The organism is Aeromicrobium sp. UC242_57 (genome assembly GCF_044452305.1).
GTDB lineage: Bacteria > Actinomycetota > Actinomycetes > Propionibacteriales > Nocardioidaceae > Aeromicrobium.
The window spans coordinates 283924-304070 of the sequence record NZ_JBIOAM010000003.1 but is presented as its reverse complement, the minus strand read 5'-3'; the positions used below and the strand labels follow the sequence as shown (position 1 = coordinate 304070).

The 20147-nt window shown below is 63.7% G+C and carries 23 protein-coding genes and 5 pseudogenes; 13 read left to right on the top strand and 15 right to left on the bottom strand.

The annotated features are described in order from the left end of the window. Nucleotides 1-243: 243 nt before the first annotated feature. Nucleotides 244-480 (bottom strand): hypothetical protein, encoded by a 237-nt coding sequence (locus ACHMWU_RS11380; RefSeq protein WP_396043761.1) that lies wholly within the window; start codon nucleotides 478-480, stop codon nucleotides 244-246. After that, the gene (locus tag ACHMWU_RS11375) at nucleotides 477-1466 is read right to left on the bottom strand and encodes an ABC transporter substrate-binding protein (protein ID WP_396043759.1); all 990 of its coding nucleotides are present in this window, start codon (nucleotides 1464-1466) and stop codon (nucleotides 477-479) included. Before ACHMWU_RS11375 ends, ACHMWU_RS11380 begins: the two co-directional genes overlap by 4 nt. A gap of 128 nt (nucleotides 1467-1594) precedes the next feature. On the opposite strand from ACHMWU_RS11375, the pseudogene ACHMWU_RS11370 reads away from it, so the two are divergent. The 5 genes and pseudogenes from ACHMWU_RS11370 to ACHMWU_RS11350 all read left to right on the top strand — a co-directional run. Beyond that, nucleotides 1595-2005 (top strand): annotated as a pseudogene (locus ACHMWU_RS11370) (alcohol dehydrogenase catalytic domain-containing protein); the annotation flags it as partial. 127 nt (nucleotides 2006-2132) lie between these two features. After that, the gene (locus ACHMWU_RS11365; RefSeq protein WP_396043757.1) at nucleotides 2133-2690 is read left to right on the top strand and encodes a zinc-binding dehydrogenase; all 558 of its coding nucleotides are present in this window, start codon (nucleotides 2133-2135) and stop codon (nucleotides 2688-2690) included. Nucleotides 2691-2735: 45 nt separating this feature from the next. Further along, nucleotides 2736-3278 (top strand): annotated as a pseudogene (locus ACHMWU_RS11360) (SDR family NAD(P)-dependent oxidoreductase); the annotation flags it as partial. A gap of 98 nt (nucleotides 3279-3376) precedes the next feature. Then, the gene (locus ACHMWU_RS11355) at nucleotides 3377-3721 is read left to right on the top strand and encodes a hypothetical protein (RefSeq protein WP_396046986.1); all 345 of its coding nucleotides are present in this window, start codon (nucleotides 3377-3379) and stop codon (nucleotides 3719-3721) included. A gap of 181 nt (nucleotides 3722-3902) precedes the next feature. After that, the gene (locus ACHMWU_RS11350) at nucleotides 3903-4454 is read left to right on the top strand and encodes a flavin reductase family protein (protein ID WP_396043755.1); all 552 of its coding nucleotides are present in this window, start codon (nucleotides 3903-3905) and stop codon (nucleotides 4452-4454) included. On the opposite strand, the gene ACHMWU_RS11345 is transcribed toward ACHMWU_RS11350, so the two are convergent. From ACHMWU_RS11345 to ACHMWU_RS11320, 6 genes and pseudogenes are all read right to left on the bottom strand, one after another. After that, a complete protein-coding gene (locus ACHMWU_RS11345; RefSeq protein WP_396043753.1) occupies nucleotides 4438-5133 on the bottom strand; it encodes a CoA transferase in 696 nt (231 codons plus the stop codon). The genes ACHMWU_RS11350 and ACHMWU_RS11345 overlap by 17 nt on opposite strands. Then, a pseudogene (locus tag ACHMWU_RS11340) lies at nucleotides 5126-5551 on the bottom strand (CoA transferase); the annotation flags it as partial. The pseudogene ACHMWU_RS11340 and the gene ACHMWU_RS11345, both read right to left, overlap by 8 nt. Nucleotides 5552-5625: 74 nt before the next feature. Further along, nucleotides 5626-6786, bottom strand: coding sequence for a CoA transferase (locus tag ACHMWU_RS11335; RefSeq protein ID WP_396043751.1), 1161 nt, complete (start codon nucleotides 6784-6786; stop codon nucleotides 5626-5628). 219 nt (nucleotides 6787-7005) lie between these two features. Beyond that, the gene (locus tag ACHMWU_RS11330; RefSeq protein WP_396043749.1) at nucleotides 7006-7557 is read right to left on the bottom strand and encodes an LLM class flavin-dependent oxidoreductase; all 552 of its coding nucleotides are present in this window, start codon (nucleotides 7555-7557) and stop codon (nucleotides 7006-7008) included. Continuing rightward, entirely contained in the window at nucleotides 7535-7879 is a 345-nt protein-coding gene (locus ACHMWU_RS11325; RefSeq protein WP_396043747.1) for an LLM class flavin-dependent oxidoreductase, read from the bottom strand. Before ACHMWU_RS11325 ends, ACHMWU_RS11330 begins: the two co-directional genes overlap by 23 nt. Before the next feature lie 128 nt (nucleotides 7880-8007). Further along, the gene (locus tag ACHMWU_RS11320; RefSeq protein WP_396043745.1) at nucleotides 8008-8796 is read right to left on the bottom strand and encodes an alpha/beta hydrolase; all 789 of its coding nucleotides are present in this window, start codon (nucleotides 8794-8796) and stop codon (nucleotides 8008-8010) included. A gap of 156 nt (nucleotides 8797-8952) precedes the next feature. Here ACHMWU_RS11320 and ACHMWU_RS11315 point away from each other — a divergent pair, with 156 nt between their 5' ends. Further along, nucleotides 8953-9903 (top strand): hypothetical protein, encoded by a 951-nt coding sequence (locus ACHMWU_RS11315; RefSeq protein WP_396043743.1) that lies wholly within the window; start codon nucleotides 8953-8955, stop codon nucleotides 9901-9903. Nucleotides 9904-10009: 106 nt separating this feature from the next. Here ACHMWU_RS11315 and ACHMWU_RS11310 read toward each other — a convergent pair. Then, nucleotides 10010-10741, bottom strand: a pseudogene (locus ACHMWU_RS11310) (NAD-dependent epimerase/dehydratase family protein); the annotation flags it as partial. A 151-nt stretch (nucleotides 10742-10892) separates the two neighbouring features. Between ACHMWU_RS11310 and ACHMWU_RS11305 the strand changes: the two are divergent. Genes ACHMWU_RS11305 through ACHMWU_RS11285 form a run of 5 tightly spaced genes read left to right on the top strand, consistent with a single transcriptional unit; the run spans nucleotide 10893 to nucleotide 13699 of the window. Next, entirely contained in the window at nucleotides 10893-11189 is a 297-nt protein-coding gene (locus ACHMWU_RS11305; protein WP_396043741.1) for an NAD(P)-binding protein, read from the top strand. A gap of 32 nt (nucleotides 11190-11221) precedes the next feature. Beyond that, nucleotides 11222-11617 carry a hypothetical protein gene (locus ACHMWU_RS11300; RefSeq protein WP_396043739.1) on the top strand — a complete coding sequence of 132 codons (396 nt, stop codon included), beginning with the start codon at nucleotides 11222-11224 and terminating at the stop codon, nucleotides 11615-11617. Beyond that, the gene (locus ACHMWU_RS11295; RefSeq protein ID WP_396043736.1) at nucleotides 11614-11967 is read left to right on the top strand and encodes a hypothetical protein; all 354 of its coding nucleotides are present in this window, start codon (nucleotides 11614-11616) and stop codon (nucleotides 11965-11967) included. The genes ACHMWU_RS11300 and ACHMWU_RS11295 overlap by 4 nt, the downstream gene beginning before the upstream one ends. Next, entirely contained in the window at nucleotides 11964-12473 is a 510-nt protein-coding gene (locus tag ACHMWU_RS11290; RefSeq protein WP_396043734.1) for a hypothetical protein, read from the top strand. Before ACHMWU_RS11295 ends, ACHMWU_RS11290 begins: the two co-directional genes overlap by 4 nt. Further along, nucleotides 12470-13699 (top strand): ABC transporter substrate-binding protein, encoded by a 1230-nt coding sequence (locus ACHMWU_RS11285; RefSeq protein WP_396043732.1) that lies wholly within the window; start codon nucleotides 12470-12472, stop codon nucleotides 13697-13699. Before ACHMWU_RS11290 ends, ACHMWU_RS11285 begins: the two co-directional genes overlap by 4 nt. An 89-nt stretch (nucleotides 13700-13788) precedes the next feature. Here ACHMWU_RS11285 and ACHMWU_RS11280 read toward each other — a convergent pair whose 3' ends face one another. Beyond that, complete coding sequence (locus ACHMWU_RS11280) at nucleotides 13789-14721, bottom strand: SDR family NAD(P)-dependent oxidoreductase (protein WP_396043730.1); 933 nt, start codon at nucleotides 14719-14721, stop codon at nucleotides 13789-13791. A gap of 663 nt (nucleotides 14722-15384) precedes the next feature. Beyond that, a complete protein-coding gene (locus ACHMWU_RS11275; protein WP_396043728.1) occupies nucleotides 15385-15609 on the bottom strand; it encodes a hypothetical protein in 225 nt (74 codons plus the stop codon). Between the two features lie 82 nt (nucleotides 15610-15691). On the opposite strand from ACHMWU_RS11275, the gene ACHMWU_RS11270 reads away from it, so the two are divergent. Further along, the gene (locus ACHMWU_RS11270) at nucleotides 15692-16591 is read left to right on the top strand and encodes an enoyl-CoA hydratase-related protein (protein WP_396043726.1); all 900 of its coding nucleotides are present in this window, start codon (nucleotides 15692-15694) and stop codon (nucleotides 16589-16591) included. Nucleotides 16592-16642: 51 nt separating this feature from the next. Then, nucleotides 16643-17656, top strand: coding sequence for an SDR family NAD(P)-dependent oxidoreductase (locus ACHMWU_RS11265; RefSeq protein WP_396043724.1), 1014 nt, complete (start codon nucleotides 16643-16645; stop codon nucleotides 17654-17656). Nucleotides 17657-17720: 64 nt separating this feature from the next. Here the strand turns inward: ACHMWU_RS11265 and ACHMWU_RS11260 are convergent, their stop codons facing one another. The 4 genes and pseudogenes from ACHMWU_RS11260 to ACHMWU_RS11245 all read right to left on the bottom strand — a co-directional run bounded on the left by ACHMWU_RS11260 (nucleotide 17721) and on the right by ACHMWU_RS11245 (nucleotide 20139). Continuing rightward, complete coding sequence (locus ACHMWU_RS11260; RefSeq protein WP_396043722.1) at nucleotides 17721-18899, bottom strand: acetyl-CoA C-acyltransferase; 1179 nt, start codon at nucleotides 18897-18899, stop codon at nucleotides 17721-17723. A gap of 63 nt (nucleotides 18900-18962) precedes the next feature. Further along, complete coding sequence (locus ACHMWU_RS11255) at nucleotides 18963-19127, bottom strand: hypothetical protein (protein ID WP_396046984.1); 165 nt, start codon at nucleotides 19125-19127, stop codon at nucleotides 18963-18965. Between the two features lie 37 nt (nucleotides 19128-19164). Next, a pseudogene (locus tag ACHMWU_RS11250) lies at nucleotides 19165-19344 on the bottom strand (acyl-CoA synthetase); the annotation flags it as partial. A 456-nt stretch (nucleotides 19345-19800) separates the two neighbouring features. Further along, on the bottom strand, nucleotides 19801-20139 hold the full coding sequence (locus ACHMWU_RS11245; RefSeq protein ID WP_396043720.1) for an AMP-binding protein: 339 nt from the start codon (nucleotides 20137-20139) through the stop codon (nucleotides 19801-19803). Nucleotides 20140-20147 lie beyond the last annotated feature (8 nt).

Here is a 20147-nt window from a genome sequence, read left to right as displayed (position 1 = left end):
CATATACGCCTACTTCCCTGTGCTAAGTCTGCCCCAACGCGAGTCAGGTCATCGTCAACCCTAATATGCATAGATTCGAGTATTCGAATAGTTATCCAACTATATGACTAATTCTCGTGACGCGGCGCACAGTTGTCAACTCACTCTTCCGGCGCTTCGGGTGGCCCCGACCGGCAGCGAGCGCGCAACGGCACCAGCGCGCAGACCTCTGCGCACTGGTGCCGTCAAGGGGTGAACTGGTACCTATGGCGCCGGCCACATACCCGAGCTGAGCGCCTGGGCCGGGACGAAGGTGAAGTTGTCCGAGCCCCACTTCTGGTTGCTGTGATGCTCCGGCGAGAAACCTAGACCGTCGGTGCCGATCCAGGTGTCCTTGATCGACGCCGGGATGGTGTCCTCGCCCAGATCCTGCAAAGCCTTCGCCAGGCTTGCTGCGTCGTGGTCATCCGACTCCTCGTAGGCCGCCTTGACCGTGATCAACGACTGGTAGAGCGCGACGAGCCCGGCGAAACCGATGTTGACCTCGAACTCGTCCTCATAGGCCTTCTTGAACTTGGCGAAGGCCGGGTGGAGGTCATCGCCGAACCTTCGACGTTCCAATCGGCAGCTTGCACCGTCACGCCGTCCCAGTACTCAGGCTTGGAGATCTTGCCCAGGTCGTTCGCGGCAAATGCAGATCCATCGCCAATGGCCGGGACGTCCCACTTGATGTCTGTGCGACTCTTCAGCATCGTGGCCGCAGCGGGACCGACGGCGCTCATCACCAGCACGTCCGGCTTCGCCGCACGAAGCTTCTCGAGCACCGAGGTAGCGTCGAGGGAATTGGCCGGGATGTAGCCGTCGACCACCTCGAGGCCACCCTCCTTCGCAACCGACTTGAACGCGTCGACCGAGGTATGCCCCGACTCGTCGTCCACCGCGATGTAGGCAACCTTCTTGTGCCCCTCATCGGAAATGTGCGTCGCCAGCGCGCTCAAGATCGTCGACGGTGGAATGGACTGCTGGAAGGCGAACGGGAACTTCTTGGGATCGTCGAGAACCGGTGTGACCGACGAAGACAACGACAACACTTCGGCCTGCGTCAGGATCGGGGCCATGGGCAGCGCCTCGAAGCTGTACTGACCGCCGAAGACAGCGTCCGGCTTGGGATTGTCCGAGAGGTAGGCCTGCAGGTTCGCCACGGCCTTGGTGGCGTCACCCGCTGAATCCACTGTCGTGAGCTTGACCTGTCGCCCGTCGATGCCACCGTCGGCGTTCAAGATCTTGATCCCCGTCTCCAGGGCGTTGCGCGATGGAATTCCGCCACTTTCAGAGAGCGGTCCGCTCAGAGCCAGCACAGCGACGAAGCTGAACGTGTCATCATCCTTCTCCTTGTCGCCACCCCCATCGCCACATGCGGACAGCACCAGAGCACTGGCCAGAGTAATCGCGGCCAGAGACCGCACACGCTTGACATACACCTTCATGACTGGATCTCCTCCGGGCCGAGCAATGAGCGACACATCAACGATGTGTGACCTATCGCACGCTACCTGCTAGCGTTCGTTAGATCAACATATTTTTGTAATCATTTATCTGATTCGGAGGATCTCTCGTGAGGGACGGAAGAAGCATCGTGTTCAGCGACTCCGCCAGCCCGTTGGAGGTGAGGACTCACGACGTACCAGACCCCGGTCCGGGCGAGTTCTTGGTACGGATCACCCATGCCGGCGTGTGCGGAACCGACGCTCACCGCCTCAGCGGCGACGTCCCCACCCCGCCCACTGCGGTGTGCTTCGGGCACGAGGGAGTCGGAGTCGTCGAGGCCCTGGGCGAAGGCGTCAGTCAGGACCGCGCAGGAGCGACGCTCGTGGTCGGCGACCGAGTCTGCTGGTCGCCGCCAACCCCATGCGGCATGTGCCAGGTGTGCTCTGCGAACGGGTCGACGGCTCTTTGCGAGAACCTCGTCTGGCCAGTTCCATACAGCCCAACCACGCCGGCTAGTTACCAGGACTACGCCACCGTGAAGGACACCGCGGCCTTCTACCGACTCTCCCCCGGCGTCAGCTCCCGATTCCGCCATCGCCTTCGGGTGCGCACTTCCGACGGCACTGGGCGGGATCCGCCGCCTCGGCGATCTTTCCGGCGCCTCCGTGGTGGTCCAAGGTGCGGGCCCGGTAGGCCTGGCGGCATGCCTGGCCAGCTCACTTGCGGGCGCCGACCAGGTGATCCTGATTGGCGACCCGCCGTCGCGTCTTCCGACAGCTCAACGATTCGGCGCTCAGCACACGATCGCGCTGACCGGATCGACCGAGGTGCAGCGCCTGTCGACCGTCCTCGATCTCACTGGCGGACTCGGAGCCGACATCGTGATCGAGGCGGCCGGTCACGTCTCGGCGTTCAACGAAGGCGTGTCGATGGTGGCAGTCGCCGGCACCTACCTCGTCATGGGAATCTACTCAGGTTCGGCGACCGTCCCGTTCAACCCCGTCATCGTCAACAATCGCGACCTGGTGATCCGCGGCAGCTTGGGCAACGGGCTGCCCGATTTCCAGCGCGCGATGGAGATCGCCGCCGAGCACGGCGAAGAACGGGACTTCGCCGGCCTCATCTCGCACCGTTTCGAGCTCGCTCAAACACGCGAGGCCATCGCATCAGTGCGCCGTGGCGACGCCAGCAAAGCGTTGGTCATGCCTGCTGGGCCCACCTGAGACCGACCCTCGCCGCTTGCGTGAAATTTACATGTAAAATATTTGATGCCAGGATGCTGGGATTCCACTGACCTCGATGAAGGGCCTCCTGCCATGTCCGATCAACTGTCCTTCGAAGGCTCTGTCGTGCTGGTTACCGGCTCCGCACGCGGCCTAGGCCTGACCCATGCCCGTCTGCTGGCCAGCCGAGGGGCGCACGTCATCGTGCATGATCGGCCTGCAGCCCCAGGTGTCCCCGACCCGGCTTCGGTAGCGGCGCAATCCATCATCGCCGATGGAGGCGACGCGACAGAGGTCTCAGTAGACCTGTCTGACGCCGACGCGAGCCAGTACCTGATCGACCATGCTCTCGAGCGGCACGGACGGCTCGACGCGATCATCCACAATGCTGGCACCGCAGCGAGAGTCCCCCTGGCCGAGCTTGTCCCTGAAGCCGTCGATGCGATGGTTCGCCTACACCTCGGGGTTGCCGCCGCTCTGAGCGCTTGCGCATGGCGCGCTTTCGAACGGCAGGGCGGCGGACGACTGCTCTACATCACTTCGTCGGCCGGACTGTACGGTGCCGAGGGCAATGCCCACTACGGAGCAGCGAAGTCTGGCTCATTGGACTGGCACGTGTTGCGGCGCTCGAAGGCGAACCGGCCAATATCCGCGCGAATGTACTGGGAGTCGCTGCGCACACGCCCATGGTCGAGACGTCGTTGGCAGATGCGGGCGATTGGCTCGACTGGAGCGAACGCCACATGCGACCAGAGCTGGTCAGCGCAGCGGCCGCCTGGCTCGTGCACCCCGACTGCCCTGCCACAGGTCGCATCTACCATGCGTTCGGCGGCCATGTGGCGCGCGTCGTGATCGCAGAGACCGCTGGAATCACCGATCTTCAACTCACCCCCGAAGCAGTTCGAGACCGGTTCACCGAGATCAACGAGGTGGCAGGTCTGACGATGCCTGAGACTCGCTCCGGATTCTGGACGTACGTGGCCAAGACACTCGCTGCAGCAGGAATTCCGGAGGCGCCCGCACTCACCTAGGACCTCGGGTCTCGTCGTAAGCCCTGTCGATGCCTGTAGAGGCCACCACCTCTCCCTGCTCATGGCACCGATCAACGACCCGGCCACGCTAGTCGGTCAACTGCTTGGTGCTTGACTGAGCAGATGCCGTCGCACTTCTACCGCCCTGCAGAGGGTCACCGTCTTCCGCACGATCCATTCAATGCCATCGTCGGGGCCACGCCCCATCGGGTGGATCGGAACGCTCTCGCCCGCAGGTGTGCGTAACGTGGCGCCGTACAGCTTCTTCAACGCGTTCTCGTACGCGCCCCCGCTGATCGGCTTCTCCAGCACCGAACGCAAGCACAGCGCACACAACGCTCAGCTGAGTGGCGAGTTCACCTGGAACCTCGTGACTCGCCCTCTCGCAGAACAGATGAACGCGACATCCACGACGGCCGAGGTCGACGAGTTTCTTGCAGCCGGACTTGAATCAGCTGATTCCATCGACGTCAACGCGCCTCGCGTCGCAGCCTCTCCAGTGAGCTTTGAATGCCGGGTAAGCGACATCGTGGCGTTGCGCGGCGCGGATGGGCGCTCGTCCGCGGGGGTGCTCACGATTGGCGAAGTCGTCGCAGTGCATATCGACGAGGCCCTGATCCCTGGTGGCATCTACGACACAGCACTCGCTCAACCGGTCCTGCGCGCCGGCGGACCCACTGCCTATTTCGAGATCTTCGCCGAAGGCCGCTTCGATCTCACCAGGCCACGCTAGAGCCGTCGGCCAGATCGTGAAGGAAAGCACCGAGGTCTGATCCGAACGGCTGCGGAAGAGCGCCGGGAATCATCGGCGTCCGTGACAGCGACACGACCGGGCCCGGCATCACCACGGCACCGAACATCGCTGTCTCGTCCTCGAGACGAAGGCCCAGTTCGTCGGCAGGACCCCCTGCGACCATGGCCTCGGCCAGGGTGGCGACCCGGTGAAATCCGGCCCCGGCCTGTGAGAAGGCGGTGGTCCATCGCTCCGTGTCAGCCTGCTGCAACTCCATTTCGAGATCAACCATGAGCCGATCTATCGCCGGGTCAGCGTCGACGTCCAGACCCATAGCCGAACAGATCGCGATGAACTGCTCTCTTGACGCACCGAGGAAAACCCAGCCGTCGGCCGTCCGGTACAGCCGCTGCAGCGGCGACCAGCCGCGAGCGTCCCTGCGTGTTTCTGCGGCGGGTGCTCCTGTCTCGGAATCGAGCTCGATGACCCAGCAGATCTGCTCGAGCATCGTCGCACGGACCAGCGATGTCTCGACATTGATGCTGCCAACGCTTCGCGCCCGTGCGTACAGACCGGCCACCGTGCCAAATGCCGCCAAGACCCCGGCCGCGTAGTCGGTGAAGAACCATCGCGGCAGATCGATCGTTGGATCCGCCCCCCGACGGAATCGGACGACCATCGAGGACATGGTCCGACAGCCCGGTTGTGACGTTCGCAATCTCAGCGAACCCGCGAAAGCCAGCCCAGGGACCGCGCGTGCCGAAGGCATTGAGATACAGCATCACGATGTCGGGCGCGATCGCTCGCACGGACCTCTCGTCAGTCCCCAGCCTCTGCGCGGTCCCGAGCGCGAAGTTCTGCACCAGAACATCACAGTGCCCGACGAGCGTCTTGAAGACCCCGCGCCCCTGCTCGGTGTGCAGGTCGACGATGCCCGTCCGCTTGCCACGGTTGAGGTGTTCGTGCAGGACAGGTTCGTCGAAGATCGCCTCGCTGAGGGCTGGCTCCCGGTCGATCTTGATGACGTCGGCCCCCAGCTGACCCGACGAGCTTTGCCGCCGTGGGAGCCGCGACGACGCGCGATAGATCCAGGACACGGACCCGGCCAAGGGCGGCGCAGTCCGCGTGTCAGCCGATTGCGGAACGAGATCTGTCTGGAACTCAGCTGCGATCAGCGCGTCGACGGCCGAGACGATCGCCGGAGTATCGGCCCCCGCGTCGCCTTGAGCCTCGACCGGGCGGCTTCCGTACGGTGACACCTCGACCGCAGGCCCCGGAACCCGGGCACGGCCGAGCTCGGGATCGCGGATATCAACCGCTGCGCCAGACCCGGTAAGCCGCGGGACTGCTGAGCCACTCCCTTGTCGTTCGGACCATGCCGATCGTGCATCCATTCGCCTGGCCCGAGCTTCCCAGTGCTCCGCGTCACGAGTGGCGAACAAGCCGACCAATCGACGCTGAAGCGCGAAACCCGACGACGGGTCCGAACGCAATGCCAAGAAGCCACCAGTCCCTCGTCAATCCAGGCCTGGCACCCAGCAGCCTCGACGAACAGCCGAAGGTGACGGAACCAGTTGGCCAGGAACGTCACCGATCGGCCGTCCGCGCACAAGTAGACGCCGGACCCGAAGTAGCTGAACGCAGGCGGATTGCGCTCATACGTCATAGCCCGCGATCGGCCGGCCTCGAACAAGCCGTTGTACAGCGGCGCTTCGACCCGCTGACCGATACCGTCGCGTTGCCGTGCGACTAGCGCGGCCGCAATACCCATGGCGCCCTCCATCGCAGCAAGAACCGAGGCCAGCGGCGCGGGCGAGAAGTCTGGGACGCCAGCCGGTCCCTGCCCAGAGTCGGCATCGATCAAGGACGGAAGCGGCGCGTACCCGCCGCCGGCTGCCATCACGACCCTCCACCCGGGAAGGCCTGCCCGCGGATCAGCCGCCGCAAATCCAGGCAACGAGCAGTAGACCAGGTGGGGTGCCGCGGCGAGACAATTTTCGGCGCCCAGCCCCAGGCGATCCATGACCCCAGGACGAAAGTTCTCCACGACGACATCGGCCGAGCGCACCAGTGCATGAGCGCGCGCACGATCGCGAGCCGTGGTCAGGTCGAGGATTGCTCGGCGACGACCGCGCAGGAGGGCGGCGTTGGCCCGTGAGCGCCAGCGAGGGCCACCGGGCGGATCTACCCTGATGACATCTGCACCCTGGTCGGCCAGCAACATCGCCGTCATCGGACCTGCGATGTACTGGCCGAAGTCAACGACTCGCACGCCCGAGAGCGGACCGACGTTGCTGCTGTCTGGCCACAGCTCAGCGATCGGGCGGGTCATCTCGAACCGGGTCCTGGACCGACCGCGCCCGCCGCGAGGTCGGCGACGACTTCTGATCGCCACGTCTCGCAGAAGTCCAGATAGTCGGGGAGGACGTACCGCCCCAGTATCGAGAAACGCCGACGTCAGCCAGGTCTCGCAGACGATTGCGAACATCTGCTGGGGAACCCAAGACTCCGAACTGCTCGGTCAAATAGTCAAGCAGACCGAACTTCTCGATCAGGTCGGCATTGGGTGAGCCGCCGGCACTGTCAGCGTGTCGAATGTACGAGTAGCGATTTGCCAGCCGTCGAAGGCGCCTCGTAGGCGGTCAGGGATGACGGACCGACCCGCCGATCGAGCTAACAGGTTTCCGCCGACGGCGAGCACTGAACCGATCTGCTTGGCAGCCTCATCGGCCGACTCTGCGATGTTGAAGTACGACAGGTACCAGACGTCGACCTCGGACGGGTCGCGTCCGGCCTGTCTCGCACCCTCTGCGATCTGCTCGGCTGCGAACTCACGCGTGGTGTCGCCCAACCCGAGTCCAACGACAACGCCATCGGCGATCCGGCCGGCCAGGCGCAAGGACCTTGGCCCGTGCGCGGACATGATGATCGGCACAGGGTCCCCGCCCCACCACTCCAACGCGACGGCGTCGCCGTGATAGGTCGCTCGACCTGTGGTGTGAAGGGACCGCACCGTGTTGACGTACTCCTCCAACTCGGCCAAGGTCGCTGGAGCGACACCCGAGTTGTGGACCGCGCTGTCACCAGGCCCGATACCCAGCACGGCCCGTCCGTTGGACAGCTGCGTGCAGCGAAGCGAGAGCCGACGCGGCAACGCTCGGATGGCGCGTCACCGGATTCGTCACCCCGGGTCCGAACCTCAATGTCGAGGTGTGCTCGGCGACCAGCGTCAGGGCGCAGTACAACTCACGACTGGTCGACTGCATGTCGCCGATCCGGATCGTGTGGAAGCCGGCACGCTCTGTGACACGTGCGATCGACGCCATCTCGCTGAGTGCGGCCGCTGGCCGGTTGATGCTGATCTCGATGGGGAGCTGGCCTTCTGTGAACGCCAACTCTCCGCACGCCGATGTAGATCCGCTCATGATAATCCCCTTGCGACAGACAATTTCGATTATTCAACTTTTAAGTCGATTTATCGAATTGAGTGTGTTACCTGGGCCACACCGTGTCAAGCGTGCGCGGCGCAGCCCAGGCGGGGAACACCTCGGTTCTACTCCTGCTCGGAATGCAGCGAGTCGATGAAGGCGGCTGCCAGCGCCAGCGAATCGTGAGTTGCTCCGACCACTGGATCATTGATGTGCCAGTCGTGCGGCTGTCCAGGAACCTCACGGAACCACACCTGGACGCCTGCTGCGAGGAGTGACTGCGCTAGGGCACGCGCATCGTCCCTGAGCACTTCGTCTCGACTGGTCTCCACGAGCACGGGCGGTTGGGCGTCCCAGCTGCCAAGACCCGGAGAGATGGCCGGGTCCGCCGCGTCCAGGCCAGGCGCATAGAACCCCACAGCCTCTTCGGCGGCCTCTCGCGAGAACAGCTCATCAGTATCTGCGCACTCGCTGTAGCTCGCGTTCTTCACAGTGAAGTCGATCCAGGGCGAGAAGAGCATGGTTCCGACGTGAAGACGATCTGTTGCGGGTTCAACGCGCAGCGCAAGCCCGGCTGCGAGGTTGCATCCGGCCGAGTCGCCGCCCAGCACAACCTTGAGCCCCTGATCGGCGAGCCAGTCAAATGCCGCCTTGGCTTCATTGGCAGCTGCGGGGTACGGACTTTCAGGCGCCAGCGCGTACTCGACTCCCAAGACCTCGGTCTTCGTGATGGCCGCGAGCCGCGACATGTAGGGCCCCCAGCTCTTGACCGAACCCATGCGCAGCGCACCTCCATGGAAGTACAGGATCACCACACCGGATCGAGCACCCTCGGGAGTGAAACGCACTCCATTGAACCCCGGCTCCTCGACCGCTTCTTCCGTGACGCCTGGCGCGCGATTCTGCAAGCCCATGGCCTCTTCCAGTCCGGCGCGCCGAGCTACCAGGGCCTCTGGAGCAGGGCTTCCCAGGAGTGAATGTGACATCGCATCGTCCTCACTATTCGTCGGGTCGGTCTGGACCCCAGGTGATTAATCAGTAATACTATCTCACTATCTTCGGAGGATTACATGCAAAGTGCTGACCACATGGACACCGAACTGCTGGACCGACTCGCAACCTACGGATCTTGCGAGGCCGGGATCGGCGGAGCGCTCATCACCTTGGTCGGGCCTAAACCTGGGCTCGAAGACACCTACAACCGCTGGTACGAGGACGATCACTACATCTCGGGCGCCCTCGCCTGGCCGTGGGTATTTGCTGGCCGCCGCTGGATGGCCACCCGGCGACTCTTCGCGACACATGCACCAGACGACTCCACCCTCGTGCCGGAGGCGCTGCACAGCGCCTTCGCCCACCTGTACTGGATCGCCACCGAGCACGTGGACGACGTCGAGTACTTCGCCACCGTCTCAGTCTCCGAGCTGGCCAAGCAGGGACGGATGTCTGCCGACCGCGTCCACATCTACACGCACTTCCAGGACTACCACGGTGCGGCGTACCGAGATGCCGACGGCCCACGCGATATTCACGCGCTGAACCATCCCTACCGTGGCATGGTGCTGGAAGTCATCGACGCTCCTGACGCAGACCAGCGACGCGACCTCCAGAAGTGGTACCTGAGCGAGCGCGCCCCGGCCGTCCTGGCTCGGGGCTCAGCCGCGATGTGCTTGCTGTTCAGCCCCAGACCGCATCCTGCCAACATGCCCGCCGACATCGTTGCCTCAGTCCCACCGATCAACCCCGGCCGTCTCACCGCGTTGTGGTTCCTCGATGACGACCCTGGCACCGCGGTCGAGACTCTCTTTCACGATGAGGCCGAGACCGTTGCTGCAGCCGGCCTGGGCGACGTGCAGTTGATCATCTCGTCCCGTCCCGGCCGTGACCGGGACGAACGAGCTGATCGACGAGATGCGCTAAAGCACGGCTCGTGCGTGCTCGGTTACCCGAAGAGCTCGGGTGACGAGCACGCACGGTCGCCTCAACGCCGTCGCGCCACGGGACCGTGTCAGGCCCGGTGATGCCGATCCGTTGCGTGGGGTCCAACGCGAGGCCGAGCTGACTACCGGGCACAGGCACCAGGTCAGGCTTCGCTTCCTTGCCGGTCAGCTCACCAATGTAGGCGCACCACTCCTGGACGGTCACGACCTCGTCGCCGCCAAAGTTGACGATGCGTGCCGGCGAAGAGGCCGCATCCAACAAGGGGCCCAGGTGCTCGGCGATGTCCACGTGGCTAATGGGACTGTAGGGCGACGGATCCGACTTCACCGTGATCACCTCGCCGGCGACGATCGCGTCCGCGTGCTGCGCGATGGCCCCGCCATGCGGACCGTAGGCGGAGTTCATCCGTCCAATCACTACCCGAACGCCGAACTCGACCGCGCAGAATCTCGCCACTGCCTCTTGCGATACTTTGCCGACACCGTACGTCGGCACCCAAGGAACGACTGGATCTCCCAGCGGATCGGTCTCGGTGTAGACATGCCTGGGATCCGGGTTGGGCCGATACACGCTCGTGGTCGACATCACCAGGATCGACTCGACATCACGAAAGTGCGAGATCAGTCGTCCAGTTCCGATGGCATCGACCGTGATGGCGAGATCGAAGTCAGCACGCTGATCGATGAATGCTGCCAGATGGACGACGTGGTCGAAGTCGGTGGGCAGGCCGCTGAAGTCCGGGTCTGCCAGGTCGACAGCTTGGGTCTTGACCCCGTGATCCTCCAGCTGACGCCTGAGATCACTGTCGCTGAATCGCGCAATGCCCCACACATCGTTGTGCGCAGCCAGCAGCTTGGTGACCGGAAATCCGATCTGACCAGCAGCACCCGTGACGAGGATCTTCTTGCCCGAGATCATGCGCACCACATCGTTGCGAAGGTGTGGGACGGGAGGCAGTTCTTCATGGTCAGCTCCATTCATTGGTGGGCGAGGCTCGACAGAACCCGTACGCGACGAAGATTACATGTAATGTGTATAATCTGACTAATTTTATAGTTAGATAGATCACATGAGGATCACCAACGCGACCGACGAAAGGCTGACATCGATGTTCAATCGACGTGCCAGAAGAACCCGGAAGCACAAACGGATAGCTGTCATCGGCGGCGGCCTCGGCGGAATCGCCATGGGCGTGAAGCTCAAGAAGGCCGGGTTCGAGGACTTCACGATCTTCGAAGCACAGGACGGGCCGGGAGGGACCTGGTGGATCAACGACTATCCGGGTGCTGCGGTGGACATCCCGTCCCGACATGTACTCATACTCCCTGTCCTTCGGGACATGGCCCTGGTCGCGGACACATGCTAAGCAAGGCGAGCTTCTCGACTACATCTTGCAAGTTGTCGAACGCCACGACCTGCGCCACCACTTTCGATTTGAGACACCTGTGGCCGCTCTCACCTGGGATGACACTGGTCAAAACTGGCAGGCTACGCACGCAACACGGCGAGGAACTGGTCTTTGATGTGGTCGTCAGCGCGGTCGGCTTCCTGAGCGTGCCCAAGACCCCCGCCTGGCCAGGTATGGACGAATTCGAGCGCCCGTGCTTCCACACCGCGCGCTGGGACAAGACGATCGACTATGAGGGCAAGACCGTCGCGATCGTGGGGGTCGGCTCCAGCGCGACCCAGGTGATTCCCGCGATGGCGCCCTCGGTCAAGAAGCTCTCGTATTTCAACGTGAACCCGGCTGGGTCCTCCCCAAGGGCGAACGAGACTTCGACGAGGCCGAGATGAGGATGCTGGCGCGGCCGTTGCGCTACCGACTCAAGAGATACCGGACGTTCATCGGGTTCGAACGCACACAATGGGGCGGCGCTGTGTACCGCACAGGCTCAGCTATCCACGAAGCAGGCGAGGCCGCCGCCCGTAAGTACATCGACGCGACCTTCCAGGACCGCCCTGATCTCAAGCAGGCCGTGACCCCGAACTACGTCTTCTCCGGCAAACGTCGAGTCGTCAGTGACGACTTCTACCCGGCACTGCTGCGAGAAAACGTCGAGCTGTCACCTCCGGGGTCGACCACCTCACCCGCACCGGCATCGTCGACGCCGACGGGGTCGAACGAGAGATTGACCTGTTGGTGACAGCCACGGGCTTCACGGCTGCCCAATACCTCAACACGATGGTGGTGACAGGTTCCGATGGCCGAAACCTCCACGATGAGTGGACCCAACGAGGCGGCGCATTCGCATTTCTCGGCATGGCCATGCCGGGATTCCCGAACTTCTACATGCTCTACGGACCTAACACCAACGGCGGCGCGCCGATCACCTATTACCACGAGCGTCAGGCCGACTACGTGGTCAGCAACCTGCGCCGCATGGTTCGCCAAGACATCACTGCACTCGATGTCAAACCCCTGTACGTCGACATGTACAACGTCTGGCTCCAACACCGGATGAAGGGTACGGCCTGGATGGAAGCCAACAACTACTTCCGCGACCCATCAGGAAAGGTCGTCACGCAGTGGCCAGACGGAATGGTCAAGTACGTGACGCTTCTTCGTCTGCTCCGACGGCCCGCCACCGCCGCCCTCGAGTCGCGAAAAGACCTGTTCGAACCAAGCCACCAGAAGGAAACCGCCTCATGAAGCTGCACATACGTCGTCTTCGCACCGTGACCCTGCCCGCCCTGGCCGCCGTCTTGATCCTCTCTGCCTGCGGCGGCGAAGGCGGCGGTGAAAGCAAGGACAACGACGACACGTTCACCTACCTCGCAGTCCTCCCCATCAGCGGACCGTTGGCCCAGGCTGGCGGGCTTCCAGCCCGCACGGCCTTCGAAGTCGCTGTGGAGACGGTGAACGCGGGCGGTGGAATTGACGGCCGCACAGTCAAGCTCGACATCGTCGACTCGTCAGGCGACGCAACCAAGGCCGTCGCCAACCTGCAGGCCTACCTCGCCGAGAACGACAAGCCGGATGCCGTGTTCGGTGGCCAGTACAGTTTCGAGGCACTGCCCATGGCACCGATCCTGACAAGTAGCGACGTCTTGTCGTTCACGTCCGCAGGCACGACCGAGCTCAACGATCCGGACAAGTTCCCCTACACATTCCAGGTCTCGGCCCCGGTGTCGCGGGCCATCGAGGTACTGGCCGACCACATCGCCGGCGAAGGTCATCGCAAGGTCGCCTACATCGCCGTCGATGACGAGTCGGGGCACACCTCGGTCGACGCCTTCAAGTCGGTGGCGAAACACGAAGGCCTCAGCGTCATCGACGCTTACATCCCGGCCAATGCAGTCGACGCCACGCCAGCCCTCGAGCGTCTGCGCTCCCAGAACCCCGACGTGCTGGTGCTGAGCGCTGTCGGACCAGCCGCTGCGACCATGCTGAAGTCCCGCGCCTCTAGCGGCTGGGATGTGCCAGCCATCGGCGAGGGCACAGCCTTTGCGAACGCCAACGACCTGGGAAAGATCTCGGGGCCTGCGGACTGGGAAGGTGTCACCGTCCAGATGAACAATCCGACTGTCGAGAACAGCAACATGACAAGCACTCCGGCATTCGCTGACTTCAAGGAAGCGTTCCTGGCCAAGAGCAAGATCAACACCGCCATGACGACGCCGGTGACGATCTATCAGAACCTGATCATGGCCAAGGCCGCATATGAGGCTACCGACTCCGATGACGTGGCCGACTTGGCGAAGGCTCTGGAATCGCTCGACCCTGACACCATTCCAGGCTCCATCAAGGACCTGTGGATCGGCCCAGAAGCGATCGGCTACTCACCCGAGAACCACCTGACGGACAGGTGGGGACCAGAGGACTACACATTCGTCCCCGCGCAGGGCCTCAAGGATGGCATGGTCTCTGCTCCCTAACGGCTGACTACCCGCCGCACGCCATGATGGGCGCCTCGAACTCGGCCAGTTCGAGGCGCCCATCAGCGATGAAGACGCTTTCGCCAGCGTCACAGCTTCCGGCGCTTCTGGGCGCCGATCCTGGCATCGACCAATGCCATGGCATCGCTTGGCAGCGTCGCGTAGGGATCGTCCAGCTCGCCGAAGATGTGCGCAGAAACATCGGTGACATATGCCAGGTCGAGCCCTTCGGAGCGATAGGACGATCGGACCACCGTCGACTCAGACCATAGGCCGATCTCGCCACACCCTGCTTGGATGACTCGCCCGTTCACGTGCGCGGCCTCGTCGGTACAGAGCCAAGCGACAACCGCGGCGACCTCGTCGCCCGTGCCGGTTCGGGGCGTGTAACGGTGCGTTCCGGTCATCGGACGGCCGTAGGTCTCGTCGAAGTGGTGCTGTCGGCCCCACGAGCCAGCATCGGCCATGCCGGTGTCGAAGGCCCGGGGACGGATCGCATTGCACCTCACTCCCCAGCGGCCATACTCTCGAGCCACGGCTCGGGTCAGCCCGACGACTCCTTCCTTCGACGCGCTGTAGACACCGCTGAAGTAGTCGCCCAACCCTGCGTCCGAACTGAGATTGATGATACTTCCGCTGCCCTGCTTCTGAAAGATCGTGACGGCTCGCCTCGTCGTGGCGAACGTGCCTTTCAGATTGACATCGATGACCCGGTCCCAGTCATCCTCCGATAGCGCATCGACCGGTCCCATGCTGTAGGTCCCCGCAGAGTTCACGAGGATGTCGAGGCCACCGTATGTGTCGAGTGCGGCCTCGACGATCTGCTTCCCACCATCGAAGCTGCCCACGGAACAGCGCACGGCCACGGCGGTGCCGCCAAGGTCGGCAATCTGCGCCACCACGCTGCCGGCCGGATCGGCGTCCGATCCGGGAAGGTCGTTGACAACTACCTTGGCTCCAGTCGGCCAGCAAGAGCGCCTGCTGCTTGCCCATGCCCCGACCGCTGCCGGTGACGACGGCAACCTTTCCTTCGAGAGCCCGCTCTTCCATGTGATTCATCCTCTGGTCGGCAAATGACTTTCACCGATGATTACATGTAAAATGCAAACTGTCACGCATCTCGAACGAACACCGTCGCTCCGACAGACCCTCGAAGCCGTCGCCGAACCCACAGCCTTCTAGAGCCGTCTGCTCCGGGGATGTCCAGGTGAGGCACGCCATCAACATGGACCAGGCCTGGCGCGATGGTCTCGACCTCGCGCGCGACCGATGTCTCCACGACCGCCTCTGCGCGAAGGCCAGCAATGGATCGCAGCGTGTGCACGGTAGGGGGCATCATCTCGATCCTCCCGTTCCGAGCATCCTCCAAGGCATCCGTCACGGACACCCATCCCCCACGATCAGCCTCTCTCGCCAGCTCACCCACTCGCTGGCCATGCGGAAGCAGCGCCACGAAGAATCGAGCATCAAATCTACGGGGTTCGAACACGGGAGTGATCCACCTGGACCAGCCGCCCAACAGATCCGTCCGCAACGTGAGGCCCTGCTGGACGAGCAGTTCTTCGAACGCGACCTCAGCTCCTTCTACAGCGGCACGCCCCGCCACCAGCTCCGGCGTACCCGTGTCGGCCACCACCCTGTCTCCATCAGGCCCAGCGAGCAGGATGCCGGTCTCCTCGAAGGTCTCACGGATGGCGGCAACGACGAGAGCAGCGAGCCAGCGGCTCGCCGCAACCCAGGATCTTCGCCCAATCAGCGCGGGAAGGTCCCACCCAGGGGATGCTCGCGACGTAGTCGGATTCTTGAACACCGCCACCAGGAAACACATACATGCCGGCCGCAAAGGCCATCGTGGGCTGCCTGCGCATCGCATAGATCTCCAGCACTCCGGCGTTGTCGCGAACCAGCACGACGGTGGCGGCGTCGCGGGGCGGAACGATTGAGCCGTCCCAGCGACTCAGTTCGTCGAGCCCTCTACCGGATAAAGGTCGCATGATCGGCCACATTTCATCTATTGTTCGGCTAGGCGTATTTATTAAACTATATACCGCCCAGTCGCCTTCAGAGCTCCACCACCACCAGGAGAACCGCATGAGTCCTGTGATCTCTACCGTTGAGGCGGGCGTGGCCCACGTCCGACTGAACCGGCCCGACAAGCGCAACGCGATCGACGACGAGACCTTCGACCTCCTGGCCACGGCCCTGGAGTCATGTCGAGACGACAGTGAGCTGCTAGCAGTCGTGCTGTCCGGCGAAGGCGCCTCATTCTGCGCAGGGATGGACTTCTCCATGCACACGTCATTCGCCGACGAGGCCGACGAGGGCGAGCGCCCTTTCGCGGACCCTGACTCACCCGAGTCCGAGGGCAAGAGGGTGCCCGGTCGTGGACAGCGGATCGTCCGCGCCATGCGAGACTCGCCCGTCCCGGTGATCGTGGCCGTTCACGGCCACGCGATCGGCGCCGGCCTGCAGCTCGCACTGGGCGCCGACATCCGTATCGCAGCACCCAACGCCTTGCTCGGTCAGCGCGAGATCGACTTCGGCCTGACAGTCGACATGGGCGCCAGCCAGCTGCTGCCACGTCTCGTGGGTCCGGACCGCGCGTTCGACCTGATCACGACCGGCCGCCTCGTCACAGGCACCGAGGCCATGACCATCGGACTGGTGACGCGGCTCGACGACGACCCGATCGAGGCCTCGCTGCAGGTGGCTCGCAACATCGCCGAGCGCAATCCACATGCGATCAAGGAGAGCAAGCGGCTAGTTCGCCTGGCCGAGACCGCCTCGGTCACCGACGGCATGCACGAAGAGCCGCCGGTGATGTCGAGCAACATCGGCAGTTCCCTGCAGGTGGAGGCGACGCGCCGCTACTTCGCGGCGCGTGCTCGCTGAACCTCATCACACCCGGCCGGTTCGCTGGCCGCCTACCCGAAGGAACGAACCATGACACTAACCCCCGCCGACTCGCTCGCCGGCAAAGTGGCGATCGTCACCGGAGCGCGTCGAGGAATCGGCCGAGCCGAAGCAATCCTTCTGGCTGAGCGTGGTGCCAGTGTCGTCGTGAACGGGCTCGCGCATGGCGGCGACGACTCGGTAGAGTCACTGGCCGACGAGATCCGATCGAACGGCGGCCAGGCCGTGGCCGAGGTCTGCTCCGTAGCGAGTTTTGAGAGCGGCGAGCAGCTCGTCGATCGGGCGCTGTCCGAGTTCGGACGAATCGACATCATCGTCAACACCGCCGGGGTAGTTCGCATGACACCGGTCGAGCTGGCCACGGATGAAGACTGGGACTTCATGGTCAACGTCAACCTCAAAGGCACCTACGCGACTGCCCGCGCCGCACTCCGCCAGTTCAAGAAGCAAGGCTCCGGAATCATCGTCAACACCAGCTCAGATGCTGGCACCGGCGACTTCTACAACTCGATCTACGCTGCGACGAAAGAAGGCGTGCTCGGCATGACGCGAGCCATTGCGCGCGAGTACGGCCGATACGGCATCCGCTGCAATGCCATCAGGCCCCGGGCATTCGACACAGGTATGACGAGTCCACAGACATTCTCGCGCCAGTACGGCTTCGCCGAGCAGTTCGGCGTCCCCGCGTGCGGATCTCACCGTTTTACCCCCCGCGACGGCACGGCAGCCGAGGTCGCCGAGGTTGTCGCCTGGCTATGCACAGATGCGGCCTCCCACCTGAACGGGCAGCTGCTGCAGGTCGGCTGTGGTCGAGCTTGGCCTCTGGGCCGAGCCGACGGTGGCGCGCTCCTCCTACGAGCCCTCCGGGCTCTCACGCGACGGTGTTGCGACCGCGGCAGGCTACCTGTTCGCCGATTGCAAGGACCCATACGCGATGCTCCCGCCCGAGGCTTTCGCGGTGATGGACGCACGAGTCGCCGAGGTAGTGATGCGCTCGGCCGCACAGGACTCCGAACGGAAGTCCTAGACGGTACCGGGAGCTAGCACGCAGTCCGCCGCGAAGTACCAGGCCGGCTATCCGGGCTGAATACTTCGCGGCCGATCCTTCTCAGAGCCTTTCGATGATGGTGCCGGTTCCCAGCCCACCGCCACAGCACATGGAGACAAGTCCGTACCGGCCACCGGTGCGCTCCAGCTCGTGCAACGCCTTGGTCAGCAAGATCCCGCCTGAGGCGCCGAGGGGATGACCGAAAGCGATAGCACCACCGTTGGGGTTGACGCGCTCAATGTCTGCACCCATCTCCTTTCGCCAGGCCAGGACCACGGCCGCGAACGCTTCGTTGATCTCAAACGTGTCGATATCGTCGATCGACAGCTTCGACCGCTCCAGCAGCGCCTGCGTCGCAGGGATGGGTCCGGTCAGCATCTTGACCGGATCGCTGCCAACGAGCACCGCGTCGACGATGCGGGCACGCGGTGTGAGCCCGAGAGCCTCAGCCTTCTCGCGGCTCATCAGCAGCAACGCCGATGCCCCGTCCGAGATCTGTGACGAGGTGCCTGGAGTATGAACAGCCCCTCCGGGACGGTCAGGCAGGTTGAGCTTGAGCTTCTGCAGGCCCTCGATCGTCGATGCGCGAAGTGCTTCATCCATCGCGAACGGCTTCGTCCCGACGACGTTGCCGGAGTCGTCCTTCACCGGCGCGTCGATCTGGACGATCTGCGACGAGAAGCGACCTTCCTCGACGGCGCGCGCGGCCCGCTGCTGGGACAAGAGTCCATAGGCGTCTGCGTCCTCACGGGTGATTCCCCACGTCTCGGCGATGCGCTCTGCACCCTCGAACTGCGTGGTGACCTCATGGTGCTCGCGGTAGCGAGCGTTGCGCCCCGTGCCGAACTCAGTGCTGGTGCTCGAGTTGATCGGAACTTGGTCCATCGACTCCACCCCGGCGGCGATCGCGACGTCGACAAGCCCACTGGCCACGAGCGAGTAGGCGACGGTGGTCGCCTGCTGGGATGAGCCGCACTGAGAGTGGATCGTCGAGGCGCCAACCGAGATCGGCAGCCCAGCCCCCAGCCAGGCATTTCGGGTGACATTGCCCGACTGCTGTCCCACCTGGTTGACACACCCGCCCACGACCTGCCCCACCTCGGCCGGGTCGAGGCCTGATCGCTCGAAGAGCCCGAGCAGCACATCGCCCAGCAAGTCAGGAGACTCTACGTCATTCAACGACCCCTTGCGCTTGCCGATCGCCGATCGACTTGCCTCAACTACGACTACCTCAGTCATGCGCCCATCTCCATTTCTAAATCATGTATATATTTACACTATTTTATGCGGACTGTGGAACGCTTAGTGCGCGGCTTCCGCCACGTCATCGCCGCCGAACATCGATGCCGCGGTCTGGTTGAGGCTCGAATAATCGAGCTTCCCGTTCGCCAGGCGTGGTATCTCGTCGACGAATCCAACGTGCCGCGGTGCTTTGAAACCAGCGAGACGCTCCTTGACATGACCCACGATTCCGTCTCCGTCCACGGAGGCGCCCCGCTGCCAGCTCCACGAGTGCCGAGACTGCCTGTCCGAAGCGTGGGTCAGGGACTCCCACCACGGCGACGTCGCGCACTGCGGGATGCGAACGGATCACATCCTCGACCTCGCTCGGGAACACCTTCTCGCCGCCGGTGTTGACCGTCGTCGACCCCCGTCCGAGCAAGCGGATGCTCCCATCCCCCATGACCTCTGCGTAGTCGCCCGAGACCGCGTATCGCGTCCCGTTGATCGTTCTCCAGACTTCTTCGGACTTGTGCGGGTCCTTGTAGTAGCCCAGTGGGTGGCGCCCGCCGACCACCAAGACGCCACGCTCACCCGAGCCTGGAGCCACCGGCGTGCCGTCGTCCCCGAGAACAGCAGTGTGACGGCCGGGCATGAAATCGCCCTCCACCGAGACCGACCGGCCGCGACGAGTGACGGATCGCCCCACTCCCATCCCCTCGGACGAACCCAGGGTGTCGACAAGAGCGATGTCGGCTGGTGGACAGCTATCCTGCGCTTCACATCGTCGCTGAAGGCGACCGCCGAGGACACGATGTAGGTGATCGACGACAGGTTCCACCGGCCCGGCTCTGCATCGAGTGCCTCAACCACAGGCCGACCTATCGCATCTCCGGTGATCGCGACGGTCCTGACCTGCTCAGTCTCGATGGCATCGAGCATCTCCACCGCCGAGAACGTCCGACTCGGGAGGAAGGACCACTGTTCCGCCTTGGCTGAAAGCACTCATCGACGTGATCGAGCCGGCACCGTGCATCAGCGGCGCCGCCGGCAGATGAACTGGTGGCCCTTCGGGCAGGTGCTTGGCGAATTCTCCCCATGCGAGGTCCTCGGGGTACCTGAACAGCGCCGTGGCGTTGAGGTTGCAGAACATGTCGTCCTGCCGCCACATCACTCCCTTTGGCAGGCCTGTCGTCCCACCCGTGTACAGCAAGAACACATCGTCACCACTGCGCTTGGTCGCCGCCGCAGCGGCCACATCACGCG